The 21790-nt window shown below is 73.3% G+C and carries 20 protein-coding genes; 10 read left to right on the forward strand and 10 right to left on the reverse strand.

The window, feature by feature from the left end:
* Positions 1 to 8: 8 nt before the first annotated feature.
* Complete coding sequence (ligD, locus tag HA073_RS00250) at positions 9 to 1034, reverse strand: non-homologous end-joining DNA ligase (protein ID WP_166455453.1); 1026 nt, start codon at positions 1032 to 1034, stop codon at positions 9 to 11.
* Between the two features lie 47 nt (positions 1035 to 1081).
* Between ligD and msrB the strand changes: the two genes are divergently transcribed.
* On the forward strand, positions 1082 to 1492 hold the full coding sequence (msrB, locus tag HA073_RS00255; protein WP_030503019.1) for a peptide-methionine (R)-S-oxide reductase MsrB: 411 nt from the start codon (positions 1082 to 1084) through the stop codon (positions 1490 to 1492).
* Positions 1493 to 1500: 8 nt separating this feature from the next.
* Here the strand turns inward: msrB and HA073_RS00260 are convergent, their stop codons facing one another.
* The gene (locus tag HA073_RS00260; protein ID WP_043325634.1) at positions 1501 to 1776 is read right to left on the reverse strand and encodes an isoamylase early set domain-containing protein; all 276 of its coding nucleotides are present in this window, start codon (positions 1774 to 1776) and stop codon (positions 1501 to 1503) included.
* A 155-nt stretch (positions 1777 to 1931) separates the two neighbouring features.
* Between HA073_RS00260 and HA073_RS00265 the strand changes: the two genes are divergently transcribed.
* The 4 genes from HA073_RS00265 to HA073_RS00280 all read left to right on the forward strand — a co-directional run bounded on the left by HA073_RS00265 (position 1932) and on the right by HA073_RS00280 (position 4647).
* Positions 1932 to 2192 (forward strand): hypothetical protein, encoded by a 261-nt coding sequence (locus tag HA073_RS00265; protein ID WP_030503017.1) that lies wholly within the window; start codon positions 1932 to 1934, stop codon positions 2190 to 2192.
* Between the two features lie 54 nt (positions 2193 to 2246).
* Positions 2247 to 2933 (forward strand): hypothetical protein, encoded by a 687-nt coding sequence (locus HA073_RS00270; protein WP_166455454.1) that lies wholly within the window; start codon positions 2247 to 2249, stop codon positions 2931 to 2933.
* Between the two features lie 60 nt (positions 2934 to 2993).
* Positions 2994 to 3437, forward strand: a complete 444-nt coding sequence (locus HA073_RS00275; protein ID WP_166455455.1) for a GNAT family N-acetyltransferase — start codon at positions 2994 to 2996, stop codon at positions 3435 to 3437.
* Positions 3438 to 3543: 106 nt separating this feature from the next.
* Complete coding sequence (locus HA073_RS00280) at positions 3544 to 4647, forward strand: lytic polysaccharide monooxygenase (RefSeq protein WP_166455456.1); 1104 nt, start codon at positions 3544 to 3546, stop codon at positions 4645 to 4647.
* A gap of 96 nt (positions 4648 to 4743) precedes the next feature.
* Here HA073_RS00280 and hemQ read toward each other — a convergent pair whose 3' ends face one another.
* From hemQ to hemE, 3 genes are read right to left on the reverse strand one after another with little or no spacing between them, the layout of a single operon-like run.
* Positions 4744 to 5445, reverse strand: coding sequence for a hydrogen peroxide-dependent heme synthase (gene hemQ, locus HA073_RS00285; protein WP_043325639.1), 702 nt, complete (start codon positions 5443 to 5445; stop codon positions 4744 to 4746).
* Entirely contained in the window at positions 5442 to 6851 is a 1410-nt protein-coding gene (gene hemG / locus HA073_RS00290; protein WP_166455457.1) for a protoporphyrinogen oxidase, read from the reverse strand. The genes hemQ and hemG overlap by 4 nt, the downstream gene beginning before the upstream one ends.
* 9 nt (positions 6852 to 6860) lie before the next feature.
* The gene (gene hemE, locus HA073_RS00295) at positions 6861 to 7952 is read right to left on the reverse strand and encodes a uroporphyrinogen decarboxylase (RefSeq protein ID WP_205795741.1); all 1092 of its coding nucleotides are present in this window, start codon (positions 7950 to 7952) and stop codon (positions 6861 to 6863) included.
* A 172-nt stretch (positions 7953 to 8124) separates the two neighbouring features.
* On the opposite strand from hemE, the gene HA073_RS00300 reads away from it, so the two are divergent.
* The gene (locus HA073_RS00300) at positions 8125 to 8694 is read left to right on the forward strand and encodes a DUF3000 domain-containing protein (protein ID WP_043325643.1); all 570 of its coding nucleotides are present in this window, start codon (positions 8125 to 8127) and stop codon (positions 8692 to 8694) included.
* Between the two features lie 64 nt (positions 8695 to 8758).
* On the opposite strand, the gene HA073_RS00305 is transcribed toward HA073_RS00300, so the two are convergent.
* Both HA073_RS00305 and HA073_RS00310 read right to left on the reverse strand, forming a co-directional pair.
* A complete protein-coding gene (locus HA073_RS00305; protein ID WP_069089383.1) occupies positions 8759 to 9562 on the reverse strand; it encodes a hypothetical protein in 804 nt (267 codons plus the stop codon).
* Between the two features lie 93 nt (positions 9563 to 9655).
* Positions 9656 to 11308, reverse strand: a complete 1653-nt coding sequence (locus HA073_RS00310; RefSeq protein WP_166455459.1) for a trypsin-like peptidase domain-containing protein — start codon at positions 11306 to 11308, stop codon at positions 9656 to 9658.
* Between the two features lie 234 nt (positions 11309 to 11542).
* Between HA073_RS00310 and HA073_RS00315 the strand changes: the two genes are divergently transcribed.
* The 4 genes from HA073_RS00315 to HA073_RS00330 all read left to right on the forward strand — a co-directional run bounded on the left by HA073_RS00315 (position 11543) and on the right by HA073_RS00330 (position 17189).
* The gene (locus HA073_RS00315) at positions 11543 to 12865 is read left to right on the forward strand and encodes a ribonuclease D (RefSeq protein ID WP_069089381.1); all 1323 of its coding nucleotides are present in this window, start codon (positions 11543 to 11545) and stop codon (positions 12863 to 12865) included.
* A 101-nt stretch (positions 12866 to 12966) separates the two neighbouring features.
* Positions 12967 to 14163 carry a thiolase family protein gene (locus tag HA073_RS00320; protein ID WP_064447157.1) on the forward strand — a complete coding sequence of 399 codons (1197 nt, stop codon included), beginning with the start codon at positions 12967 to 12969 and terminating at the stop codon, positions 14161 to 14163.
* The gene (locus HA073_RS00325; RefSeq protein WP_166455460.1) at positions 14160 to 16223 is read left to right on the forward strand and encodes a 3-hydroxyacyl-CoA dehydrogenase NAD-binding domain-containing protein; all 2064 of its coding nucleotides are present in this window, start codon (positions 14160 to 14162) and stop codon (positions 16221 to 16223) included. The genes HA073_RS00320 and HA073_RS00325 overlap by 4 nt, the downstream gene beginning before the upstream one ends.
* Positions 16224 to 16406: 183 nt before the next feature.
* Positions 16407 to 17189 carry a hypothetical protein gene (locus HA073_RS00330; RefSeq protein ID WP_064447155.1) on the forward strand — a complete coding sequence of 261 codons (783 nt, stop codon included), beginning with the start codon at positions 16407 to 16409 and terminating at the stop codon, positions 17187 to 17189.
* A gap of 56 nt (positions 17190 to 17245) precedes the next feature.
* On the opposite strand, the gene HA073_RS00335 is transcribed toward HA073_RS00330, so the two are convergent.
* The 3 genes from HA073_RS00335 to HA073_RS00345 all read right to left on the reverse strand — a co-directional run bounded on the left by HA073_RS00335 (position 17246) and on the right by HA073_RS00345 (position 21790).
* Positions 17246 to 17632 (reverse strand): VOC family protein, encoded by a 387-nt coding sequence (locus HA073_RS00335; protein WP_043325653.1) that lies wholly within the window; start codon positions 17630 to 17632, stop codon positions 17246 to 17248.
* Positions 17633 to 17880: 248 nt separating this feature from the next.
* Positions 17881 to 20427 (reverse strand): malectin domain-containing carbohydrate-binding protein, encoded by a 2547-nt coding sequence (locus HA073_RS00340; RefSeq protein ID WP_166455461.1) that lies wholly within the window; start codon positions 20425 to 20427, stop codon positions 17881 to 17883.
* A 205-nt stretch (positions 20428 to 20632) separates the two neighbouring features.
* Positions 20633 to 21790 carry a cell wall metabolism sensor histidine kinase WalK gene (locus tag HA073_RS00345; RefSeq protein ID WP_176722869.1) on the reverse strand — a complete coding sequence of 386 codons (1158 nt, stop codon included), beginning with the start codon at positions 21788 to 21790 and terminating at the stop codon, positions 20633 to 20635.

Consider the following 21790-nt stretch of genomic DNA (forward strand, 5'->3'; position numbering starts at 1 on the left):
GGCGGGCGTCAGGGGCGGGGGCGGTCGCGGTCCTTCGACGGCTGGACCCGCTTCGGCTCGCCGGGCATCTTCGGGTATTCCGGCGGGTACGGCATGTCGCCCAGCCCGTCCGCCGCGTCCCGCTCGGCCCACTCCAGCAGCGGCGTGATGTCCCACGGGGCGTCGTCGATGCCGGCGTGCGGGTCGCCGCGCTCGGCGAACCGGGCCGGCACCGTGCCCAGGTGGAAGTCGTCCGGGTCGACCTCTGGCAGTTCGTCCCAGTCGACCGGGGTGGAGACGGTGGCGCGCGCGTTGGCGCGCAGCGAGTACGCGCAGGCGATGGTGCGGTCCCGCGCCATCTGGTTGAAGTCGACGAAGACCCGTTCGCCCCGTTCCTCCTTCCACCAGGCGGTGGTGACCAGCTCGGGGCGGCGTCGTTCCAGCTCGCGGGCCAGCGCGATGGTGGCGCGGCGGACCTCGACGAACGTCCAGCGCGGCTGGATGCGCAGGTAGACGTGCACGCCCCGGCCACCGGAGGTCTTCGGCCAGCCGGGCACGCCCAGCTCGTCCAGCAGGCCGCGCAGCTCACCGGCGGCGGTCACCGCGTCGGCGAAGTCGGTGCCGGGCTGCGGGTCGAGGTCGACGCGCAGTTCGTCGGGGCGGTCGGTGTCGGCGGCGCGCACCGGCCACGGGTGGAACACGACGGTGCCCATCTGCGCCGCCCAGGCCACGTGCGCCAGGTCGGCGGGGCACAGCTCGTCGGCCGGGCGGCCGCTGGGGAAGGCGATCCGCGCGGTGCGGACCCACGGGGGTACGCCCCGCTGCGGCACCCGCTTCTGGAAGAACATCTCCCCCTCGATGCCGTCGGGGAAGCGCTGGAGCGTGGTCGGCCGGTCGCGCAGGGCGCGCATGATCCCGTCGCCGACGGCCAGGTAGTAGCGGAAGACGTCGGCCTTGGTGAAGCCCCGCTGGGGGAAGATCACCCGGTCGGGGCTGCTCAGCCGCACCGTGTGCCCGGCTACCTCGATCTCTTCGACCGTGCCCTTGCCCGCCATCACGCGACCATATGCGATGCCACCGACAGCCGACGTACCGTGAAGGGGTGAGTCTTTCCGACAACGAACTGCCCCGTACCGAGGACGAATGGCGCGTGCGGCTGAGCCCCGAGGAGTTCCGGGTGCTCCGCGAGGCCGGCACCGAGGCGCCCTGGACCGGTGAGTACGTCGACACCAAGACCCCCGGCGTCTACCACTGCCGGGCCTGCGGGCTGGAACTGTTCCGCAGCGAGGACAAGTTCGACTCGCACTGCGGGTGGCCGAGCTTCGACGACGCCATCCCGGGCGCGGTCAAGGAGATCCCGGACAACACGCTCGGGATGCGCCGGATCGAGATCCGCTGCGCGCGCTGCGACAGCCACCTCGGGCACGTCTTCGAGGGTGAGGGTTTCACCCCGAAGGACACCCGGCACTGCGTCAACTCGATCTCGGTGCGGCTGGAGCCCAGCGCCGGCTGACGGCGGCGTCACAGCCGCAGCAGGCCGCCGGCCTCGTCCACCCGGTCGGCGGCCTCGTCGTCCAGCCACACGCCGCCGGTGGCCAGGTAACGGAAGCGGTACTCCCCCGGCTTCAACCGGACCGTCACGGTACGGGTGCCGTCGCGGCGCGGCACCAGCTCGTGCCGGCCGGGCTCCCAGCCGTTGAAGCAGCCGACCACGCTCACCGTGCCGGGCGGGGTGTCCCGGGGCAGCGAGAACGTCACCCGGGTCTGGTTGCCGAAGAGTTTGTTGCGCTTGATCACGGATCCTCCGGGGATTTTCGGCGGTCACCGGAGTCAACGCTCGACACGCCGGGAGCGACTCGCCGTAGGGCCGGATCAGGTTCGCCGGTTCCGGTTGCTCGATGGTGTCGTCTGCGCGACTCTCGGATGACAGGTCCGTTTTCGGGGGGTTTCGCATGGCAACCTGCGAGGTTTGCGGTAACGACTACTGGATGGCGTTCGAGGTGCGCACCGTCGACGGGTCGCGGCACACGTTCGACTGCTTCGAGTGCGCGGTGCACAAGATGGCGCCGATCTGCGAGCACTGCCAGATCAAGATCGTCGGGCACGGCGTCGAGGTCTCCGGCCGCTTCTTCTGCTGCGCCCACTGCGCCCGCGCCGTCGAGGGCGAGCAGGGCGCCGAGGTACGCGACGCGGTCGGCGCCCGCCCCGCCTGACGCGGGCGCTCCCCGGGGCGCCACGGGCGTCGATCTCCGTCTAGCATCCCTCCGGTGTCCCGACGGTTGATCATCGCGGCGGCGCTGGTCGCCGGCCTCGCCGGCCTCGCCGGCTGCGGTTCCGCCACCGAGCCCGGCGCTGCCGCCGCCCCCGCGCCGGCCCTCGCCGCGCCCTCACCCACCGACGGGGGCGCTGCCGAGGCGCTGCGCGACCGGTACGCCGCGACCGGCAGCCTGGCCGGCCTGGCCGAGAAGCCCGAGAACGCCAGCGAGCAACTCGACTCCGACGGCGTCGTGTGCGGTCGCCCGCTGCCCCTGCTCGACCGGCGGCTCGTCGTGTCCACCCGGGTCTTCGGCACGCCGGAGGGCACCCCGGCCGGCGAGTTCGTCGAGATCGCCCAGGAGACGGTGGTCTATCCGGACGAGGCGACCGCCGCGGACGCGGTCCGGCAGGTCTTCGACGTGCTGGAGGCGTGCGAGCGCGACGAGGAGGCCGGCCAGATGACCACCGGCCACACCGCCGGGACGCTGCCCGCCGGGCTGGGCGTGCCGGGCCGGACGGTGTCGGCCACCATGACCCTGTCCGACGGCACCCGTTTCCCGCACCGGTACGGCTGCCTGCACCAGGGCCGGGTCACCCAGTGCGTGGCGGTCTGGACCCGCTCGGCGGCCGACACCGGCACCTGGTTCGAGCGCGCCGTCACCGCCACCGCCACCGGGCTGCGCACGTCGAAGGGCTGAACCGCCGCCCGAGCCGGGGTGCGCACCGCCGGCCGGAAGCGCGCCGCCTAACCTGGGCCGATGCCCGTCGAGTCCCACCTGGCCGGTTTCGCCGACCTGGATGCCCGCACCTTCCACGACCTGCTCCGGCTACGCATCGACGTGTTCGTGGTCGAGCAGTCCTGCCCGTACCCGGAACTGGACGGCCGGGACGTCGAGCCCGGCACCCGCCACCTGTGGCTGACCAGCGACGGCGCCGTGGTCGCGTACCTGCGGATCCTGGCCGACCCCGGCGGCGTGGCGCGGATCGGGCGGGTGGTGGTGGCGTCGGCGGCCCGCGGCGCGGGCCTGGCCGGCGCGCTGATGGCCGAGGCCCTCGCGGTGGTGGGTGACCGGCCGTGCGTGCTCGACGCGCAGACGCACCTCGTGGGCTTCTACGCGGGATTCGGTTTCACGGTCGACGGCCCCGGTTACGTCGAGGACGGCATCCCGCACACCCCGATGCGCCGCGACCCAACTCATTGACGTTTGTCACTTTTTGTGGCAACGTGCGGGCGGAGCCGCCACGCGGGAGAGGGCAACTCCCGACAGTCCGGGCGTCGTGCACCGACACCCATCCCGGAGGCTTTCCATGTCCACTCCGTACCGCCGCCCGTTACCGCTCGCGGCGGCGATCCTCGGCGTCTGCGCGGTCGTCGCGGCGCTGCTCACCACCGCGTTCTCCGGCCCGGCCTCGGCGCACGGGTCGGTGGTCGACCCGGCCTCGCGCGCCTACAGCTGCTGGCAGCGCTGGGGCGGTGACTTCCAGAACCCGGCCATGGCCACCCAGGACCCGATGTGCTGGCAGGCGTGGCAGGCCGACCCGAACGCCATGTGGAACTGGAACGGCCTGTTCCGCGAGGGCGTGGCCGGCAACCACCAGGGCGCCATCCCGGACGGGCAGCTGTGCAGCGGCGGCCGCACCCAGAGTGGCCGGTACAACGCGCTCGACACCGTCGGCGCCTGGAAGACCGTGCCGGTCACCAACAACTTCCGGGTCAAGTTCTTCGACCAGGCCAGCCACGGCGCCGACTACATCCGGGTGTACGTGACCAAGCAGGGTTTCAACGCGCTCACCTCGCCGCTGCGCTGGAGCGACCTGGAACTGGTCGGCCAGATCGGCAACACCCCGGCCAGCCAGTGGACGCGTGAGGTGGACGGCGTGTCGATCCAGATCCCGGCGAACGCGCCGGGCCGCACCGGCCGGCACATCGTCTACACCATCTGGCAGGCCAGCCACCTGGACCAGTCCTACTACCTGTGCAGTGACGTGGACTTCGGCGGGTCCGGCCCGACCACCCCGCCGCCCACCAGCACCCCGCCGACGAGCACTCCGCCCACCAGCACGCCGCCGACCAGCACGCCGCCGACCACGCCGAACCCGGCCGGCGGCTGCACCGCGACGTACGCGATCACCGGTTCGTGGGGCGGCGGCTTCCAGGCCGACGTGAAGGTGACGAACAACAGCGGCTCGCCGATCCGCGGCTGGTCGGTGAGCTGGAACTACCAGAACGGCCAGCAGGTCAGCTCGGCGTGGAACGCCACTGTCACCACGAGCGGAACACTGGTGACGGCACGAAACGCCGCCTACAACGGCTCACTCGCGCCGGGTGTGAGCACCTCGTTCGGCTTCACCGGATCGGCCGGTGCGACGAACCCGGTGCCCAGCATCGTGTCCTGTACGACGACCGCCTGACGCCGGTCTTCCCGGTCGGGGCCCTGCTCGACACCCGCTGGGGTGTTAAGCGGGGCCCCTTCCTCTACCGCAGGCGTTAAGAAGGTGCCCTTCCTTTCACACCAGGCAGTTGACGATGTCGGCCACCGAGCGGCGGCGGCCGGTGTAGAACGGGATCTCCTCCCGCACGTGCCGGCGGGCGCCGGAGGCGCGCAGGTCACGCATCAGGTCCACGATCCGGTGCAGCTCGTCGGCCTCGAACGCGAGCATCCACTCGTAGTCGCCGAGCGCGAACGACGCCACCGTGTTGGCCCGTACGTCCGGGTAGCCGCGGGCCATCTTGCCGTGCTCGGCCAGCAGCTCGCGCCGCTCCGCGTCGGGCAGCAGGTACCACTCGTACGAGCGCACGAACGGGTAGACGCACAGGTAGGGGCGCGGCTGCTCGTCGGCGAGGAACGCCGGGATGTGGCTCTTGTTGAACTCGGCCGGGCGGTGCAGCGCCATCTGCGACCAGACCGGGGTGAGCGCCCGGCCCAGCGTGGTGCGGCGGAACCGCAGGTACGCGTCCTGCAGCGCGTCGCTGGACGACGAGTGCCACCAGATCATCAGGTCGGCGTCGGCGCGCAGCCCGGCCACGTCGTACGTGCCCCGGACCGTGACGTCCTTGCCGGCCAGCTCGGTGAAGAGCGACTCGACCTCGTCGACGACGTTCTCCCGCAGCGACGGCAGCGGGCTGGTGGCCCGGTACACCGACCACATCGTGTAGCGGATGGTCTCGTTGAGCTCCCGCAGCCGCGCCGCGTTGGTCTGCTCGGTCATGCTGCCGATCCTTCCAGTGCCGTGATGATCTCTTCGGCCGCCGTCTCGCCGGAGCGGACGCACACCGGGATGCCGACGCCGTCGTAGCCGGCCCCGGCCACCGCAAGCGTCGGGTACGCGGCGCGCAGCGCCGCCCGGACCGCCGCCACCCGGGCGGTGTGCCCGGGCGTGTACTGGGGCAGCGCGCCGCCCCACCGCTGCACGTGCCGGGCCACCGGAGTCGGCAGCGGCGCGCCGAGCACCGCCGACAGCTCCCGGTGCACCGCGTCGGCCAGGTCGTCGTCGGTGAGCTGCAGCGACGTCTCGTCGCCGTACCGGCCGACCGAGGCGCGCACCAGCGCCAGCCCGTCCGGCCGCCGCAGGTGCCCCCACTTGGTGGTGAAGAACGTGGACGCCTTGATCGTCAGCCCCTCACCGGCCGGCACCAGGAAACCGGACAGCTCCGGCAGGGCCGGACCGGGCAGGGCCAGGGTGATCAGGGCGACGCTGGCGTAGTCGAGCGCGCCCACCGTCTCGGCCGCCTCGGGCGCGGCGGCGGCGAGCAGCCGGGCGGCCGGGCGGGCCGGCACCGCGAGCAGCACCGCGTCGGCCTCGACGTGCTCGGCGTCGCGGGTCGGCCCGACGGTGAGCCGCCATCCGGACGGGGTGCGGCGCAGCTCGCGTACCGCGGCGCCGCGCCGGATCGTCGCGCCGCTCGCCGTCGCCGCCGCCTCGACCAGCGTGCTCAGTCCACCGGCGAGGGTGCCGAAGACCGGGGCGCCGGGCGCGCGCGGCGCGGCGGCCTGCGCGGCGCGTACCGCACCGACAAGCGTGTGCTCGGCGCGTGCCGCGCGGGCCAGCGCCGGCATCGTGGTGACCAGCGACAGGTCGTCGGCCCGCCCGGCGTACACGCCGCCGAGCATCGGGTCCACGAGGCGGTCCACCACCGCGTCACCGAGACGCTTGCGGACCAGCTCACCGACCGAGGTGTCCTCACCGTCGGCCAGCAACGGGTGGCCCGCGTCGCGGTCGGCGTCCGCGGCCGGCGGCGCCACCGCCGCCACCTTCTCCAGATCCCCGGGTACGCCGACGAGCGTCCCGCCCGGCACCGGGCGCAACGTGCCGTCGACGAGCAGGGCCGCCTGCCCGACGGTCGGGTGCACGATCGCCTCGGCCAGCCCGAGGCGCCGGGCCAGCGTCACCGCCGCCGACTCGCCACCGGCCGGGTCGCGCATCAGGAACGACTCCGCGCCGAACTCGACCGGCCCGCCGGCGAGCTCACCGGTGAACAGCTTGCCGCCGAGGCGGCCGGACTGCTCGTACACGGTGACCTCGGTGCCCTCGGGAGCGCTGTCGCGCAACCGGACGGCGGCGGCCAGCCCGGTGATCCCGCCACCGACGATCGCCACCCGCCACGGTCGCACCACTGTCGCCTCCTAGCGCTCCGGTCGCGCGGTCAGCTCGTGCACCAGCGCGACCACCCGGGTCAGCACCTCGGGGTCGGTCTCCGGCAGGACGCCGTGACCGAGGTTGAACACGTGGCCGGGAGCGGCCCGGCCCTGCTCGATGATGCGCCGCACCTCGGTCTCCACCACCGGCCAGGGCGCGAGCAGCACGGTCGGGTCGAGGTTGCCCTGCACCGCCTTGTCCGGCCCGATCCGGCCGGTGGCGACGTCCAGCGGCGTACGCCAGTCCACGCCCACCACGTCGGCGCCGGCCTCGCCCATCGCGCCGAGCAGCTCGCCGGTGCCCACCCCGAAGTGGATCCGCGGCACGCCGGAGTCAGCGAGCCCGCCCAGCACGTACGTCGAGTGCGGCAGCACGAAGCGGCGGTAGTCGGCCTCGGAGAGCGCGCCGGCCCACGAGTCGAACAGCTGCACCGCGGAGACCCCGGCGTCGATCTGCACCTGGAGGAACGCCAGCGTCACCTCGGCCAGCCGGGCGCACAGCGCGTGCCACAGGTCCGGGTCGCCGTACATCAGCGCCTTGGTCTTGGCGTGGGTACGCGACGGCCCGCCCTCGACCAGGTAGCTGGCGAGCGTGAACGGGGCGCCGGCGAAGCCGATCAGCGGGGTGTCGCCCAGCTCGACGACGAGCTGGCGGACCGCCTCGTCCACGTACGACACCTCGTCGCGGCCGATCGGGGAGATCCGCTCGACGTCGGCGGCGGTACGGATCGGCTCGGCCACCACCGGGCCGGTGCCGGGCACGATGTCCAGGTCGATGCCGGCCGCGGCGACCGGCACCACGATGTCGCTGAACAGGATCGCCGCGTCCACGCCGTGCCGGCGCACCGGCTGGAGCGTGATCTCGGTGACCAGGTCCGGCCGGCGGCAGGACTCCAGCATCGGCACGTTCGCCCGGATCTCGCGGTACTCCGGCAGCGACCGGCCGGCCTGGCGCATGAACCAGACCGGCGTGTGCGGGCCCGGCTCGCGCCGGCAGGCGCGCACGAAGGGCGAGTCGGCCGGCCCGCCGCGGCGGGGTTCTCCGTCTCGGGCGGCAGTGCCCGTGGTGTCGGTGGTCATCGCGGCAATCGTGCCACGCCCCCGGCACGCGCCCGCGCTCACCGTCCGCATTTGTGACGTAGAAGGAAGGGCCCCCGCTTAACGCCTCCGGTAGAGGAAGGGCCCCTTCTTAACCGTCGATCACCCGGCGCGCCGTCGCGCGCCGTACGGTGGGCGCGCATAGGCTGCCCGCATGGCCCCCCCGATCGCGCTCCCGGAAACGTTCGCTCGCGCGGTCGCGGGGCTGCGGTCGGTGACACCCCGCCCGGAGATCATCCTGGAGGAGGTCGGCGCGCCCCAGCGGCTGGCCCCGTTCGCGTTCGCGCTCTCCGCCGCCGTGATGCGCGACGACGACGAGGTGGCCACCGGCCGGCTGATCCTGCTGCACGACCCGGCCGGGCACGAGGCGTGGCAGGGCACGTTGCGGCTGGTCACGTACGTCACCGCCGAGCTTGAGGTCGACCTGGCCAGCGACCCGCTGCTGCCGGGCGTCGGCTGGACCTGGCTGACCGACGCGCTGGACGCGCAGGGCGCCGGGCACCGGGCGATCGGCGGCACCGTCACCCAGACGCTCTCCACCCGGTTCGGCGAGCTGGCCGGGCCGCCCGCCGCCGGTGACATCGAGATCCGCGCCTCCTGGACGCCGCTGCGCGCCGACCTGGGTCCGCACCTGCTCGGCTGGTGCACGCTGCTGGCCTCCACGGCCGGCCTGCCGCCGCCCGGCGTCACCGCGCTGCCCCGGCGTTCCGCCGGCGCCGCCTGACCACACCCGGCCGGATACGCGAAGGCCGCCCCGGCGAACCGGGGCGGCCTCGGGCGAGTACAGGTCAGAGATAGTTCTCGGCCTCGTCGCAGACCTTGTCCAGACCCTTGTTCGCCGCCTCGAAGGCAGCCCGGTCGCCACGCGACGCGGCGGCGATGGCGGTGGTCAGCTTGTCCAGGCAGCTCGCGATGACCTTCTTCTGCCGGGCCTGCTCGTCCCGGTCGTTCTTGGTGCCGGTCAGGTCCTGCTGGGTGTCCGACAGCCGCTCCTGCACCGTCTTCAGCTCACCCTTGAGCTTCTCGATCTCCTGCTGGTTCGCCGAGATGGTGCCGTCGCGCTGGCTGACCAGCCGCTGGGACTTGTCCAGCTCGCCGTCCGTGGAGACGTACAGGAAGGTCATCACGCCACCGAAGACGAACAGCAACGCGGCGACGAGGCCGAGGACCAGCGGGGCCCACCTCCGGCCGCCGCCGGCGGGCGCGCCGCCGGCCGGTCCGTAGGGGCCGGGCGGCCCGGACATCGGCGGCGGGCCGTAGCCGGGGCCGGACACCGGTGGGGCGGACAGCGGCGGGGCCGACAGCGGCTGCGGGTAGCCGGGGCCGGAGACCGGCGGTACGGAGACCGGCGGCGCCGACATCGGCGGGGGCACCGGAGCGGCGCCCGGCGCGTAGCCCGGCTGACCCGGCGCGGCGGGCTGGTATCCGCCGTACCCGGGTGCGCCGTCGGGCGCGGTGGGCTGGTGCAGGGTCGGGGCGGGCTGGTTCGGGTCGTACTGCTGGGGCGCGGGCCGGCTGCCGTACACGTTGCCGTAGACCGTGCCCCCCGGCGCCGGGGGCGGGTTGTCGCCCCCGGCCGGTGGGTAGGACATGTCGTTCCTCCAGATGAGCTGGTCCCCCGCGGGGTGGCCCGATGGGCCGGGGTCGATGCGCTGCGGTCGCCCCACACCGGCGTGGGCGACCGGTCAGCAGAGGCGGAACCGGTCGCAGGCGGTCTTGATCGGCACCGCCAACCCGATGCCCTCGGCGTTGCGGGCCTTGGCCGTGGCGATGCCGACGACCTCCTTGGCGCCGTTGATCACCGGGCCGCCGGAGTTACCGGGGTTGATCGGCGCGTCGAACTGGATCACCGGGCCGCCGCCGCGCTCGTCTTCGCGGAACGCGCTGACCACGCCCGTGGTGACGCTGTCCTGCAACCCGAGCGGCGCGCCGACCACGATGATCTGCTGGCCGGACCGCACCGGATCACTGGCCGCGACCAGACCGGCGAACTTGGCGGTGGTGCGCAACTGCGCCAGGTCCTTGTCCTTGTCGGTGGCGATGATCGTCGCCTCGAACCGCTGGTCCTTGCGCTCCAGGAACACCTTGCGCTCACCGGCGGTGAAGACCGACTCGACCACGTGGAAGTTCGTCAGCAGCGTGGTGCCGCCGCCGGACGGGGCCTTGCCGACGGCGAACGCCGTACCGGTGAACTGCCCGGCCCGCACCCGGAACACGCTCGGCAGCACCGCGCTGGCCACCGCCTCCGGGTTGAAGGCGGCTCCGGCCTGCTTCTCCAGGCTGCCGGCGCGCTGCTCCAGGCCGTCGAGCCGGCTGGCGTCCGCGCCCTGCCCCTCGGCCATCCGCTTGTCGGCGGCGGCGAGCCGGTCGTCGAGCCGGTAGATCTGGTACGCCTGCACGCCGCTGACCACCGCAAGCACGGCGGCCAGGGCCAGCGCCACCACCGCGAGCCGGCTGCGCCGGGGGGCGCGCCCCGGCGGACCGAGCGGCGCGCCGAAGCCGGAGACCTGCTGACCCGGGTACGCCGTCGGCTGGGCGGGGTAGGACGGCGCGGACACCGGCTGGCCCGGATAGGCGGGCGCGGAGACCGGCCGGCCCGGGTAGGACGAGCCGGAGCCGGACGGGGCGCCGGAGTGCCGGTCCGCGTACGGCGACGAGGCCTGGCCCGGGAACGACTGTGACCCGGCGGGCGCCTGGCCCGGGTAGGCCGGGGCGGACTGGGCCGGTGCCGAGCCGTAGGAGGACTGCCCCGGCTGGGTCGACGGCGTGCCGTAGGAGGACTGACCCGGCTGGGCCGGCGCGCCGCCGAACGACGACGGGCCCGGCTGGGACGGCGCGGCGCCGAACGACGGCTGGGACGCCGCGGGCGGGGTCGCGACACCCGACGACGCGGAGTAGGCGGCCGACGGCGACGCCCCGGCCGCGTCGGCGCGGCCCGGGTAACCGGCGGACGGCTGCGCGGTCGCCCGCGCCGGATGACCCGCGCCCGAGGACGGGGCCGGGTAACTCGTGCCCGACGAGGCGGGATAGCTGGTGCCCGAGGACCCGGGGTAGCTCGCGCCCGGCGACGCCGGGTAGCTCCCCCCGGACGATCCCGGGTAGCTCGCGCCCGGCGACGTGGCCGGGTAGCCCGTGCCCGGCGCCGCGTGGCCTCCGGTGCCGGCGCCGCTCCACGACGCGCCGACACCGCCCGCGGTCGACCCGGGCACGGTCGACCCGGACAGTGGAGCCGGACCGCCGGGCGGGTCGAAGCGTGGCGGCAGCGGGCCCGGCCGATCGGCCGTCGGGTCACCGCCCTGCCCCGGCACGCCGTCGCCGGTTCCGTACCCGCCTGTCATGCTCGACCGTCCTCCCCGTCGGCTTCGCCGACGCCCCCGACCGCTGTCGTCCGGCCCTGTGCGCCGCTCGCGGCTCGATGGACCGTACCGGCGGAAACGGGCTTTGTCTCCCCCGCTGTCCGACCCTCTCACGGCCCCGCAACCCGGTTCGTTCCGGACACCTGACGGACACCGCGCCGACACGCGCCGGACCGGCTGCGCACACCGGATCGTCCGGCCTACTAGGGTTGTCAGGTGACCGACGAACCACCCCTGCGCCGTCGGGCCGCCGAAAGCCGTACGGGAGAGGTCTCCGCCGATCCGACGTCGGCCCTGCCGGAGCCGGCGGACGCGGGGACCGAGACCGAGCCGGGCGCGGCCGTCCCCCTGACCGCGCCGCGCGACGGCACGCCCGCCCCGGTGGCCACACCGGCCGAGTTGAACGAGGTCGTGGCCCGTTTCGCGGGCGGCACCGGCCCGGTGGCCCTGGACGCCGAACGCGCCTCCGGCTACCGCTACAGCCAGCGCGCCTACCTGGTGCAGTTGCGCCGCGTCGGCGCTGGCACCGCGCTCATCGACCCGCTGCCGCTGCCCGACCTGTCCGCCCTCGACGAGGCGATCGCCGAGACCGAGTGGGTGCTGCACGCGGCCAGCCAGGACCTCGCCTGCCTGGCCGAGCTGGGCCTGCGCCCGCGCCGGCTGTTCGACACCGAACTGGCCGCCCGGCTGGCGGGATTCGAGCGGGTCGGCCTGGCCGCGCTGACCGAACAGCTGCTCGGGTTCAGCCTGGAGAAGCACCACTCCGCCGCGGACTGGTCCAGCCGGCCGCTGCCGGAGTCCTGGCTGACGTACGCGGCGCTGGACGTCGAGCTGCTGGTGGACCTGCGCGACGCGCTGGACGAGGAGCTGGGGCGGCAGGGCAAGTCCGGCTGGGCGGCGGAGGAGTTCGACGCGCTGGTGCGCAACGGCGCCCGTCCGCCGCGCGTGCGCGCCGAGCCGTGGCGGCGCACGTCCGGCATCCACCGGGTACGCGGCGCGCGCGCCCAGGCCCGGGTGCGGTCCCTCTGGTACGCGCGGGACCAGATCGCCGCCCGCCGGGACGCCGCGCCGGGCCGGGTGCTGCCCGACTCGGCCATCGTGGCCGCCGCCGAGCTGGACCCGAAGGACGAGAAGACGCTGCTCACGCTCCCCGGTTTCGGTGGGCGGTCGGTGCGCCGGCTGGCACGTACCTGGCTGGCGGCGCTCGACGACGCGCGTCAGTTGCCGGACGAGGCGCTGCCGGTGAGCCCGACGGTGGAGGGCCCGCCTCCGCCGCACCGCTGGGCCGAGCGTGACCCGGTGGCGGCCGGGCGGCTGGCCCGGGCCCGGGAGGTGGTGGTCGGCACCGCCGGGGCGCACCGGCTGCCGGCGGAGAACCTGATCGCGCCGGACTCGATCCGCCGGCTGGCGTGGCAGCCGCCGGAGGAGATCACCGACGACACCGTCGCGGAGGCGCTGCGCGCCTTCGGCGCCCGGGAGTGGCAGATCGGGCTGCTGCTGCCCGCTCTTACCGAGGCGCTGCGCACCCCCCAGCAGTAACGTCGGTGGCAGGTGTGAGGTGGGCCACGCGGGGGGTGGTGCCGCGTTTGGTTACTGGCGAGTAGCATCCGGGGAAATGCCCGTGCCGAGGGAGGCTCCAAGTGCCCCGTGAAGTCCGGGATGTCGTCTTCGTCGACGGCGTCCGTACCCCGTTCGGCAAGGCGGGTGGGATGTACGCCAACACCCGCGCCGACGATCTGGTGATCCGCTGCATCCGCGAGCTGATGCGCCGCAACCCGCAACTGCCGCCGGAGAAGGTGGAGGAGGTGGCGATCGCCGCCACCACCCAGATCGGTGACCAGGGCCTGACCATCGGCCGCACCGCCGCCCTGCTGGCCGGCCTGCCCAAGACCGTGCCGGGATTCGCCATCGACCGGATGTGCGCCGGCGCGATGACCGCCGTCACCACCGTGGCCAGCGGCATCGCCATGGGCGCGTACGACGTCGCGATCGCCGGCGGCGTCGAGCACATGGGCCGCCACCCGATGGGTGAGGGCGTCGACCCCAACCCGCGCATCGTCGCGGAGAAGCTCGTCGACCCGTCCGCCCTGGTGATGGGCTCCACCGCGGAGAACCTGCACGACCGGGTCCCGCACATCACCAAGGAGCGCACCGACGCGTTCGCGCTGGCGTCGCAGCAGAAGACCGCCAAGGCGTACGCCAACGGCAAGCTCCAGGGCGACCTGGTGCCGGTGGCGGTGCGCGACCCGGAGGCGGGCTGGGGTCTGGCCACCGTGGACGAGGCGCCCCGCGACACCTCGATGGAGAAGCTGGCCGGGCTGAAGACGCCGTTCCGGCCGCACGGCAAGGTCACCGCGGGCAACGCGGCCGGCCTGAACGACGGCGCCACCGCCGCGCTGCTGGTGGCCGAGGAGACCGCTCGTGAGCTGGGCCTGCCGGTCGGCATGCGCCTGGTGTCGTTCGGCTTCGTCGGCGTCGAGCCCGAGGTGATGGGCGTCGGCCCGATCCCGTCGACCGAGAAGGCGCTGCGCATCGCCGGCCTCAGCATCGACGACATCGGCCTGTTCGAGCTGAACGAGGCGTTCGCGGTGCAGGTGCTCGCCTTCCTCGACCACTTCGGCATCGCCGACGACGACCCGCGGGTCAACCCGTGGGGCGGCGCGATCGCCATCGGTCACCCGCTCGCGTCCTCCGGCGTCCGGCTGATGACCCAGCTCGCCCGCCAGTTCGCCGAGCACCCCGAGGTCCGCTACGGCCTCACCGCCATGTGCATCGGCATCGGCATGGGCGGCACCGTGATCTGGGAGAACCCGCACTGGGAGGGTGGAGACAAGTGAGCCTCGCCGCACCGAACGAGGTCGTCACCAAGGCGCTGCTGCGCCAGGTGGCCGTACCCGGGCTGGACCGGCCCGCCGCCCTCATCACGCTGGACAACGGCTTCGACCACACCAAGCCGAACACCTTCGGCCCGGCCGGTCTGACCAGCCTGGACGAGGCGATCACCGCCGCGCTGGCGGCGGAGCCGGCGTTCATCGCGGTCACCGGCAAGCCGTACATCTTCTGCGTGGGCGCGGACATCACCAGCCTGCCCGCGCTGGAGAACCGCGAGCAGGCGCTGGAGATCGGCCGGCTCGGCCACCGCGTGTTCGCCCGGCTCAAGGACAGCGCCGTCCCCACCTTCGCGTTCGTCAACGGCGCGGCGATGGGCGGCGGCCTGGAGCTGGCGCTGCACTGCCACTACCGGACGCTGTCGGCGGGCGCGGCGGCGCTGGCGCTGCCCGAGGTCTCGCTCGGCCTGATCCCCGGCTGGGGCGGTACGCAGCTGCTGCCGAACCTGATCGGCATCCCGGCCGCCACCCAGGTGATCATCCAGAACCCGCTGATGCAGAACAAGATGCTCAAGCCGAAGCAGGCGGCCGAGATGGGCATCGCGGACGTGCTGCTGGAGCCGGCCGACTTCCTGGAGCGGTCGCTGGAGTGGGCCGCCGGCGTGGTCCGGGGCGAGGTCGCCGTGAGCCGTCCCGAGGTCGACAAGGACATGTGGGCGGGCGTGCTCTACTTCGCCCGGCAGACCCTCGACCAGCGGCTGCACGGCGCGGTCCCGTCCGCGTACAAGGCGCTGGACCTGCTGGAGACGGCGAAGGACGCCGACTTCGCCACCGGCACCGCGGCGGAGGACGAGGCCCTCGCGGACCTGGTCTTCTCCGAGGAGCTGCGCAGCGGCCTGTACGCCTTCGACCTGGTGCAGCGGCGGGCCAAGCGCCCGGCCGGCGCGCCGGACAAGGACCTGGCCCGCCCGGTCACCAAGGTCGGCATCGTCGGCGCCGGCCTGATGGCCAGCCAGCTCGCGCTGCTGTTCGCCCGGCGGCTGCAGGTGCCGGTCGTCATGACCGACCTGGACCAGTCGCGGGTGGACAAGGGTGTCGGCTACGTGCACACCCAGATCGAGAAGGCCGTCAGCAAGGGCCGGATGGACAAGGGCACCGCGGCCAAGCTGTACGGCCTGGTCAGCGGCTCGGTCGACAAGTCCGTCTTCGCCGACGCCGACTTCGTCATCGAGGCCGTGTTCGAGGACCTGGGCGTCAAGAAGCAGGTCTGGGCCGAGCTGGAGAAGATCGTCAAGCCGGAGGCGGTGCTCGCCACCAACACCAGCTCGCTGTCCATCACCGAGATGGCCGCCGACCTGGAGCACCCGGAGCGGGTGGTCGGCTTCCACTTCTTCAACCCGGTCGCGGTGCTGCCGCTGCTGGAGATCGTCCGCGGCGAGCGGACCGACGACGCCACGCTGGCCACCGCGTTCGCTGTCGGCAAGCAGCTCAAGAAGTCGTCGGTGCTGGTCAAGGACGCCCCGGCGTTCGTGGTGAACCGGCTCCTGACCCGCTTCCTCGGCACCGTGTTCGCGGCCGTCGACGCCGGCACCCCGCTGGACGTGGCGAACAGCGCGCTGGACCCGCTGGGCCTGCCGATGCGTCCGCTGGCGCTGCTGCAGCTCGTCGGGCCGGCCGTGGCGTACCACGTCGGCGGCACCCTGCACGAGGCGTTCCCGGACCGGTTCGGCGTCAGCGAGAACCTCAAGCGGATCGCCGACTCGGGCCAGCCGATCGTGGTCGACGACCAGATCAACGACGAGGTGGCGAAGCTGCTGGTGGTCGGCGACGAGCCGCTCACCGCCGAGCAGGTGCGGCAGAACGCGCTGGACGCGCTGGCGCAGGAGATCCGGCTCATGCTCGACGAGGGCGTCGTCGCCGAGGCGCAGGACATCGACCTGTGCATGATCCTCGGCGCCGGCTGGCCGTTCCACCTGGGCGGCGTGACGCCGTACCTGGACCGGACCGGCACCTCCGAGCGGGTGACCGGCAAGCGGTTCCTGCCGCGCGGCGTGGCCAGCCTGCGCTGACCGATACCGCATCGATCGCGGTGGTCGGGCTGTCCGAGACGGACGCCCGGCCACCGCGATCGGCGTTTCGCGGGCAGGTCACGGGTCGGATGCGGTTTCGTCCCACCGGCCTTCCACGGACAGCGGCATGTCGGTGCTCCTGGCTACGATCACGCCTTCAGTTTTCTCACAGGAGCTGCCTACATGTCCCAGCCGCCGTCCAATCCCTACCCCGGCCACTACCCGCCGCCCCAGCACCAGCCCGGCGGCTTCCAGCCGCCCCAGCAGCCGCAGTACGGCGGTGGCTACCCGCAGGCTCCGCAGCAGCCCCAGTACGGCGCTGACTACCCGCAGATCCCGCAGCAGCCCCAGTACGGCAACCAGTTCGGCGCGCCGGTCCCGCCGAAGAAGTCCGGCGTCGGCAAGATCCTGCTGATCGTCCTCGCGGTGGTCCTGGTGCTCTGCGTCGGTGGCGGCATCGTCACCTGGCTCGTCACCAAGGACACCGTCGGCGAGGTGGTCACCGCCACCAAGACCCGGGTGGTCGAGCCGCAGACGCTCGGCGGCCGGCCGAAGGTCACCGACCCTCAGCTGCAGAACGCCGCGACGCAGATGAAGGCCTCGCTCAGCAAGGACGTGCCGGACGCGACGAGCACGGCCGGCGCCTTCTACGGCAACCCGGAGAAGAAAGACCTGGTCATGATCGTCGCCGTGTCCGGCGTCATGGCCGACCCGAAGAAGGAACTGGACGACGCCGCCACGGCGGTCACGCCGGACCTGGCCACCAAGGACTTCAAGACGGTCGACCCGGGCCCGCTTGGCGGCGACGCCAAGTGCTCCGACGGCAAGGCCTCGGGTGAGCAGGTGGCCGTCTGCATCTGGGCCGACCGGGGCAGCCTCGGCATGGTGGTCGTCTACTTCAAGTCCGCGGCCGAGCTCCAGAAGGAGTTCGTCACGATGCGCGGCGAGATCGAGAAGCAGGGCTGACACCGCTACGCACCGGGCCCCCGCCGCGACGGCGGGGGCCCGGTGTCGTTTCCGGATCAGGCGGACTCGGCCCGTTCGGCAGGGCTCCGGCAGACGCAGAACTCGTTGCCCTCGGGGTCGGCCAGCACCACCCAGCCGCTGCCGTCCGGCCGGCGCCGGTCGGCCACCAGCGTGGCGCCGAGGTCACGCAGCCGCGCCACCTCCTCGTCGCGGGTGCCCTCGGCCGCGTGCAGGTCGATGTGGAACGCGCCCTTGCCGTGCCGCTCGCCCACCCGGACGAACAACAGGTCGGGGCCGTCGCCGGCGGGCGCGGCGAGGACCGCCTCCGGGTCGTCCGGGTGGTCGTCGTCGGCGAGCCGGCGGTCGAGCACCCGGGCCCACCATCCGGCGAGGGTGTACGGGTCGTCGGATTCGACTGTCACGCAATGGAACTGTGCACTCATCGGTGCTTCCTCCTGTGGGGTACGCGCCCCGGCGGAGTGGGAACGTCAGCGGGGAACGCGGGGCGCGGGACGGTTCACGAAAGACATCGACCACACCCCCTTCCACCTCATCGGGCTGACCGGTTGATCATTCCACCGCCCTCCGGCGCCGGCAACCCCGCCCCGCCGCAAGGAAGGGCCCCTTGTTAACAGCTGCGTGTTAACAAGGGGCCCTTCCTCTACCGGAGGCGTTAAGAAGGTGCCCTTCCTTACGGGCCGACGAACACCGCCTTCGCGCGCCAGTCGACGCCGTCGACCGCCGGGCCGCTGCGCACGGTGAACGTCGCGGCCGGCACGCCGTTCACCCAGTCGGTGGCGGCCAGGTCACCGGTGTTGCGGTTGACCTTGTAGAGCGTGCCGCCGGAGACGAAGACCGCGCCCGCGTCGGCGAACCCGCTCGCCCCGGACACCGTGAACCGGTCGGCGCCGACCACGCCGCTGTCCGGGGTGAACCAGCGCCAGAACAGTCCGTTCTGCCCGTTGAGCGTGTAGTAGAGCCGCCCGCCGGAGAAGAACATGCCGGTCACGTTCGGGATCTCGGCGTAGAAGCCGGTGGTCGCGCCGACGTACGTCTGCCCGGTCGGCCCGGAGTTGGTGATCACGTTGTCCCAGTACGGGTCGTGGTACGGGTCCACCAGTTCCGGCGCACCGAACGTGGTGCCGTTGAACGTACGCCGCCACAGCGCGCCGTCGGCGCCGTAGAACACCGTCCCGCCGACCCAGAACGCGTTGCGCGCGCCCGCCCAGACGGTGCCGTTCGGGTCGGTCACCGGGTCCGGCGCGCCGACCGTGCTCTGCCCGTCGTACGAGCGCACCTGCACCGGCGAGCTGGCCGGGGCGGGCGGGGGCCCGGTCTTGACGATCTCGACGGCGTTCACCAGCGGGTTCTCCCGCACGTGGCGGAACTCCACGTCGATCGAGCCGTCGCTGACCACCGTGAACTCCCGCATGGTGCCCACGTTGTGCCCGGCGGTGGCGGACAGGTCGAGGTCGTCGAGGACGACAGCACCCTCCAGCGCCACGTCGAAGATCCGCGTGCCGGCGTTGGCGGTGCCCGCGTACCGGTTGGCCATGTAGAGCCGCACGTGCACCTCGGTGCCGTTGGGCACCGGGAACTGCCAGGTCATCTCCGCACCGCCGGACGGGTCGTACCGCTCGTGGTTGTAGAGCTCGACCGGGGTGCCGGCCGGTACCGTCGAGTCCAGGCTCGCGGCGGTGGTGTAGCTGGAGACGCTGCTGCCGGTGTTGTGGTACGGGCTGGGGCTGGAGCTGGTGTCGGCCGCCCAGTCCGGCCCGCCGTCGGTGGCGGCGACGGACGAGCCGCCGGCGTTCACCCGGTACAGCACGTTCGTCGGCTGCGGCAGGCCCGCCTGGTAGATGTTGCCGGGCAGGGTGGCCGTGGTGGTGGGGTGCACCGCCGTCCCGCCGGCCAGCGGGAAGAACGCGATCCGCTCCCGGCGGTACTGGAAGTTGCCGATCCACAGCGTGTCGCCGCCGACCCAGAGCCCGGTCGGCGTGACGAGCATCTCGGAGGCGCCGATGCCGCGCGGGTGGCGGCCGGGGTTCCAGGACAGCGGCAGGCCGTTGGCCGGGTCGAGCGCGGCGATGCTGGCCCGGCCGACCGCGCCGGCCCGGGCGTTGTCGGTGCCGGTGGTGTTGTTGAGCCAGCGGAGGTGGCCGCCGACGTAGACCGCCTCTTCGCTGATGCCGACGGACAGGAACGTGTCGCCGCCGCTGTAGTCGACCCAGGTCGGCTGGAGAGCGGAGCCGGTCGCGCCGGCCTCCCAGCGGGCCGCGGTGTCGCAGAGCGTTCCGCTGTACGGCGCGCCGGTGGTGACCACCACGAAGTAGCTGTTGTCCGGGGAGAACGCGACGTCACGGACGTACGAGTCGAAGGACTGCCACTTGCAGCGCGGCGTGTAGCGGGCCGTGTTCCAGTCCGCGACGGTGGCGGCGGTGGCACCCAGGTCGATCTTGACGATCTGGTCGTGCAGCACCCCGTCGGCCTTCTTGAAGTTGCCGATGACGACGAGCTGCGTGCCGTCCGGGGAGACGGCGAGCTTCTCCGCGCCGACGCCGGCCTTGGCGCCGCTGACCCCGTCCCAGTTGTGGTTCTCGGTCAGCGTGGTGGTGAGGTAGCTGTCCACGGCGCCGGTGGTGGCGTTGAGCGACGCCAGTCCGCCGCGCGGGTTGGGGTTGCCGGCCGTGGTGAAGATGCCGCCGACCAGCAGCCGGTTGCCGACCAGCGCGATGTCCTTGATGAGCCCGTTGAACGCGGGCGGCGCGAAGCTGGTGACGACCGCCCCGGTGTTGACGTCGAGCAGGGCCACCTTGCGCCGGGTCACGCCGTTGACGGTGTTGAACTTGCCGGCGACGAAGACCGTGTTCGCCGTGGGCCCGCCCGTGACCGCTGTCACCTCGTTGTCGAGCGTGGGCGCGAACGCGGTGTCCACCGCGCCGGTGGCCTTGTCGAACGCGAGCAGGTAGTCGCGGGGGATGTCGACGTCGGAGTTGCGGTTCTGCACACGGGTGAAGGAGCCGCCCGCGATGATCTTCGTACCGGCGTCGTGGATCGCGTCGACCGAGCCGTCCTGGACGTCGGGCGAGGCCGTGGAGGGGACGGTGTGGACCACTTTGTCGTGGCCGGGCGCGGCGGCGGCCGCGGGCGTGGCCGGAGAGAGGCCGACGACGGTGAGGGCGCCGGCGGTGAGGACCGCGAGAAGACGGCGGCGGCGCGGGGCCGAGAGGTGGGTCACGGGCAGCTCCGGTGGGTGAGCAGGGTGAGGCGTCGCTGCGCTTACTCTCCGTTGATCACCGCTCCGCGTCCAGCGTGAGCCGAGCATTCTGCCCGACCACCGTGCCGCCGGGGGCCGACCACCGCCGGGTCCGGCCAGGACAGCCGAGGCTGTCCGCACGAAAAGGTGAGGCCGCCTCACCGGCTGGACGGGTCGGGATGGGCGGTCAGGTGGCCGCGGGCGGGTCGGCCGACGGAAGCGTGACGGTCACCTCCAGGCCGCCACCGGGCTGGGCGACCGCCTTCACCGTGCCGCCGTGCGCGTCGCAGACGGCCCGCACGATCGACAGACCGAGCCCGGAGCCGCGAGCACCGGTGCGTTCCTGGCCGCCGCGCCGGAACGGCTCGAACAGCCCGGGTACGTCGGCGGGGGCGACCTCGAAGCCGGTGTTCCCCACCACCAGCCAGGACCGCTGCCCGTCGGTGCCGGTGCGCACCCAGATCCGCCCGTGCAGGTGGTTGTAGCGGACCGCGTTCTCCACCAGGTTGCCGGCCAGCCGGTCCAGCAGCCCCGGGTCACCGACCACCGGCGCCGGACGCAGCGACGTGTGCACCTTCAGGCCGATCCGCTCGACCTCCCGGGACACCGCGGACAGCGCGTTGGCGGTGCCGACGGCGAGGTCCGACTCCGCGCGCCGGGCCAGCCGCCGGCCGGTCTGGGCCTCGCTGCGGGCCAGCACCAGCAGCGCGTCGACCAGGCCGTTGGCCCGCTCCGAGGCGTCCCGCACCACCCCGGCCATGCGGCGGTACTCGGCGAGGTCGGCGTCGTCGTCGCTGAGCGTCACGTCGATTTCGGTACGCATCACCGCGAGCGGCGTCCGCAGCTCGTGCGAGGCGTTCGCGACGAACCGTTTCTGTGCCTCGAACGCGCCGCTGATCCGGTCCAGCATCGCGTCGAACGTCTCGGCCAGCTCGGCCACCTCGTCGTCGGCGCCGGACCAGCCGATCCGCTCGTCGAGCGTGGCCTCGCCGAGCCGGCGCGCGGTGGCTGTCACCTGGTGCAGCGGGCGCAGCGCCCGGCCGGCCACCAGGTACGCCCCGGCCACCCCGACGACGCTGATCGCCACGAGCGCGAGCAGTCCCTTGACCAGCAGTTCCTGCGACGCCGCGTCGACCAGTTGCCGCTGCCACTGCCCGGCGTCGAGGGTACGGCCGTCGGTGAGCACCACTGTGGTGCCGGGCAGCAGCTCGTCGGTGGGGCGCAGCGCGTCGCGGACCAGCAGCCAGGCCAGCAGCACCAGGATCGCCCCTGCACCGACCAGCAGGACGCCGTTGAGCAGGGTCAGCCGCAACCGCAGCGTCGGCCGCACCCGCCGGGTGCCCAC

It is taken from the genome of Micromonospora sp. CMU55-4, assembly GCF_011602315.1.
Classification (GTDB): Bacteria; Actinomycetota; Actinomycetes; order Mycobacteriales; family Micromonosporaceae; genus Micromonospora; species Micromonospora chalcea.